Here is a 3,374-nt window from a genome sequence, read left to right on the forward strand (position 1 = left end):
GACATGGGCTCCTCCGACCTCGCCGTACCCCGCAAGCAGTCCATCGCCGACTGCGCCACCGCCCTCGGCCCGAACGCCCGCTACTACAGCAGCGCGGACACCGTCGCCGACATCGACCTGCTGCGCCAGGCCCTCGGCGACCGGCGGATCACCCTGGACGGCGTCTCCTACGGCACCTTCGTCGCCGAGCGCTACGCCCTCGCCCACCCGGCGCACGTCGACCGGCTGGTGCTCGACTCGGTCGTGCCGCAGGGCGGCTACGACCCGATGGACCTGATCGCGCTGCCCGCCACCGCCCGGGTGCTGCGCACCGCCTGCCAGGCCACCGGCTGCACCACCGACCCGGCCGCCGACCTCGCCACCACCGTGCAGAAGTACGGCAACGGCGCGCAGATCCTGGACGCGCTCACCAGCTACGAGTTCGCGGACCCCAACTACGGCGGGGTGCCGGAAGCCCTGCACGAAGCGGCCGGCGGCAACCCGCAGAAGCTCCAGTCCTTCATCGACGACGTCCACAAGAACGACGCCGCCCCGGCCGAACTGCTCAGCCAGGGCCTGCACGCCGCCACCCTGTGCGCCGACGGGCGCTACCCGTGGGGCTCCTCGGACACCCCCGTGGCGGGCCGGGCGGCCGCGCTGGAGCGGACCCGGAAGAACCTGACGGCCGAGCAGACCTGGCCGTACGACCCGGCGACCGCGACCGGCCTCGGCAGCCTGCTGGTCTGCCTGGACTGGCCGCGCGAGCAGGTGCCGCCGCTGCCGCCGGCACACCGCAAGCTGCCGAACGTGCCGGTGCTGCTGCTCGGCGGGGACCGGGACCTCTCCACCCCGTACGAGTGGCTGTACCAGCAGGCGAAGCTGACGCACGACCCGCAGGTCGTGATCGTCCCGGGGGCGGCGCACTCGGTGCAGACCCGGGCGGCCAACCCGGCGGGGCGGCAGGCGGTCTACGACTTCCTGCTCAAGTAGCCGGTTCCCGCTCAAGGAGGTGGTTCCTGCTCAAGGAGCCGGAAGGCGGCGGGCCGTTCCGCACAGGGGACGGAACGGCCCGGCGCCGCCTCAGAGTTCGGAGGAGTCCCAGCCGTCGTCCGGGAGGGACGGGTCGGGCCCCGGGCAGTCGACGTGGTCCCAGCCCCACATCATCACCTTGTACAGCATCCAGTCCGCGAGCGGCGGGTCCTCCCGGTTCTCGCGGTCGGTGAGGATCAGGGCCACCCAGACGTCCTCGACGGGCGAGAACTCCAGGGTCCGCTGGTCGGGCAGGTTCTCGTACTCCACCGTCCGCCAGGTGCAGCCCGCCGCGGTGAGTGCGGCGGTCAGCTCGGACTCGACGACGGCGGTCCGGTAGGTCCGCGTCCCGCCGCCGTCCACGGGGAGTTCGAGTTCGCCCTGCCAGGTCGCCAGGGACACCGAACGGAGCTGCCGGCAGTGGCAGAACACCGTGAGCGCGTCGCCGAAGCCGAAGGCGTGTGGCCAGCGGCCCTCGCGGTGGATCCGGCCGCCGTCCCACGGGGCGCCGTAGCGGGCGGAGAGCTCGGACAGCCGGGCGCCGTAGCGCAGTTCACCGAGGGCGCCGGTGGCGAAGAACCGGGTGAGCCGGTCGAGGAAGTCCGTCACCCCAGGCACCCGCGCACCGCCTCGATCAGCCGGTTGGCGCGGGCGTCGCCGTGGCCGATCATCCGGTTCGCGACGTAGCCGAAGCCGACGCCGAACTCGTCGTCACCGAAGGCGAACTGGCCGCCGGCGCCGTCGTTGCCGAAGCTGCGCGCGCCGAGCAGCGGGCGGAACCCGGCGGAGTCCAGCAGCAGGCCGGAGCCCCAGCGGGCGCCCATGTCGAAGCCCAGGAAGCCCTGGCCGGAGGAGACTTCGCGCACCGCGTCGGTCACGGTGTCGGCGGAGAGCAGTCGGGGGCCGCCGTCCAGGCCGGTGGCCGCGGCCGCGTACAGGCCGGCCAGTCCGGTGGCGGAGGCGACCGCGCCCGCGCCGGGCAGCTCGATCGCGTGCAGGGCCGGGTCGTTCCAGCCGTGCGGCACGTCCAGACCGGGGAAGACCAGGGCGCCGTTCATGGTGACGATCCGGGTGAGCAGGTGCTCGGGGCCGGGCATCGGGCGGCGGCCCTCGGCCTCCACCAGCCGGGCCAGGCGCGGGAGTTCGCTCTCCGGCAGGCCGATCCACAGCGGCAGGCCGAGCGGCCCGGCGATCTCCTCGCGCAGGAACGCGCCCGGGGTCAGGCCGGTGATCCGGCGGATCACCTCGCCGACGGCGAAGCCGAACACGTGGCCGTGGTACTCGTAGGTGGTGCCCGGCTCCCAGAGCGGCTGCTGGGCCTCGATCGCGCGGATCACCGGATCCCAGGCGGCGACCTCCTCGAACGGGAGCACCGCGTCCAGGGCCGGGATGCCCGCCCGGTGGCCGAGGATCGTCCGGACGGCGACGTCCTGCTTGCCGTGGCGCGCGAACTCGGGCCAATAGCGGGCGACCGGGGCGTCCAGGTCGAGGCGGCCCTGCTGGGCGAGCAGCAGGGCGCTGATGCTCACCGCGCCCTTGGCGCAGGAGAACACCGGGACGACGGTGTCCTGCGTCCAGGCCCGGCCGGTCCGCTGGTCGGCGGTGCCGCCCCACAGCTCGACCACCTTGCGGCCGCCGACGAAGACCGTGACGGCGGAGCCGAGTTCGGGGAAGTCCGCGAAGTTGCCCGCGAAGGCGTCGGCGACGGCGCCGAAGCGCTCGTCGACCCAGCCCTGGTAGTCCTGCATGGTGTACCGCCCCGTTCCGCGTGCTCCAAGATCGTTGACCGGACCACGGTACGGCGTCAGGACGGTCGGGACGAGGGGATTTCCCCGGGTCGGGGAGGGTGGGGCGGATGGGGCGGGCGGGCCGCCCGAGGGCCGTTCGGCGGGTGGTCAGCGGGCCGTGGGCGGGCCGGCGGCGGGCCGTTCGGCTCAGTCCGCGGCGGGGTCGTACAGCGGCAGGAAGTTGACCACCGGCTCCTCGTACGGGTGGGCGGCGCGCACGGCCGCCAGCACGGCGGCGGCCTGCTCCCGCTCGCAGGAGGACTCCACCCGGCACTCCTCGGCCCGTTCCACCTCGCCGGCCGTGCCCAGGTGGGGCCGGGCGGCGGCGGAGGGCAGCCAGGTGCCGGTGACCCGCCAGACGCTGGCGCAGCGGGAGTACTCGCCGATCCGGCCGGCGCCGGCGGCGTGGAGGGCGTCGACGACCTGCTCGACGTGGCTCTCCGGGACGGATATCTCGATCTTGAGGCGGGACATGCCGGGGACTCTAGTGTCCTGAGTCTGGAATTCGCTTCAGATATCCGGCGAGGCGTTCGAGGATCTCGTCGGCGGTCTTGGTCCAGATGTAGGGCTGCGGGTCGG

Annotated in this window: 4 protein-coding genes; 1 reads left to right on the forward strand and 3 read right to left on the reverse strand. The window is 73.8% G+C overall.

Annotation, left to right across the window (positions count from 1 at the left end):
• Positions 1-969 (forward strand): alpha/beta fold hydrolase (locus ACFXPX_RS43605; RefSeq protein WP_380645094.1); only part of this gene is annotated, 969 nt, incomplete at its 5' end.
• Positions 970-1,059: 90 nt separating this feature from the next.
• On the opposite strand, the gene ACFXPX_RS43610 is transcribed toward ACFXPX_RS43605, so the two are convergent.
• From ACFXPX_RS43610 to ACFXPX_RS43620, 3 genes are all read right to left on the reverse strand, one after another.
• Positions 1,060-1,617: a hypothetical protein gene (locus tag ACFXPX_RS43610; RefSeq protein ID WP_375889856.1), complete on the reverse strand. Its 558-nt coding sequence runs from the start codon at positions 1,615-1,617 to the stop codon at positions 1,060-1,062.
• The gene (locus ACFXPX_RS43615) at positions 1,614-2,756 is read right to left on the reverse strand and encodes a serine hydrolase domain-containing protein (protein ID WP_380645096.1); all 1,143 of its coding nucleotides are present in this window, start codon (positions 2,754-2,756) and stop codon (positions 1,614-1,616) included. Before ACFXPX_RS43615 ends, ACFXPX_RS43610 begins: the two co-directional genes overlap by 4 nt.
• A 186-nt stretch (positions 2,757-2,942) precedes the next feature.
• Complete coding sequence (locus ACFXPX_RS43620) at positions 2,943-3,269, reverse strand: hypothetical protein (protein ID WP_375889852.1); 327 nt, start codon at positions 3,267-3,269, stop codon at positions 2,943-2,945.
• Positions 3,270-3,374 lie beyond the last annotated feature (105 nt).

Source organism: Kitasatospora sp. NPDC059146, assembly GCF_042786665.1.
Taxonomy (GTDB): Bacteria; Actinomycetota; Actinomycetes; order Streptomycetales; family Streptomycetaceae; genus Kitasatospora.

Coding starts and splice junctions, on each gene's coding strand:
- ACFXPX_RS43615 (WP_380645096.1), bottom strand. CDS start 2,756: ATGCAGGACTACCAGGGCTGGGTCGACGAGCGCTTCGGCGCCGTCGCC.
- ACFXPX_RS43620 (WP_375889852.1), bottom strand. CDS start 3,269: ATGTCCCGCCTCAAGATCGAGATATCCGTCCCGGAGAGCCACGTCGAG.